The 212-nt window shown below is 45.8% G+C and carries 1 rRNA gene; it reads right to left on the bottom strand.

The window, feature by feature from the left end:
- Positions 1-4: 4 nt before the first annotated feature.
- Positions 5-119: ribosomal RNA gene (gene rrf / locus H5118_RS20470) — 5S ribosomal RNA — on the bottom strand.
- Positions 120-212 lie beyond the last annotated feature (93 nt).

Raw genomic sequence — 212 nt, 5'->3', positions numbered from 1 at the left:
TGAAGCCTGGTAATGTCCTACTTTCACATAGCAAATGCTACACTATCATCGGCGCTGTTTCGTTTCACTACTGAGTTCGGCATGGAGTCAGGTGGGTCCAAAACGCTATTGTCACCAAGCAAATTAGGTGCAAAGAATCAATGACAAGCACGTAGTGCTACCATTTTCTTTGCGCAAGGTGCCTCAACTTTAACGCTACGCGCTAAGAGTCA

The organism is Pseudoalteromonas sp. SR41-1, from assembly GCF_014164015.1.
GTDB classification, from domain to species: domain Bacteria; phylum Pseudomonadota; class Gammaproteobacteria; order Enterobacterales; family Alteromonadaceae; genus Pseudoalteromonas; species Pseudoalteromonas distincta.
This window is presented reverse-complemented; position numbering and strand designations above follow the sequence as displayed.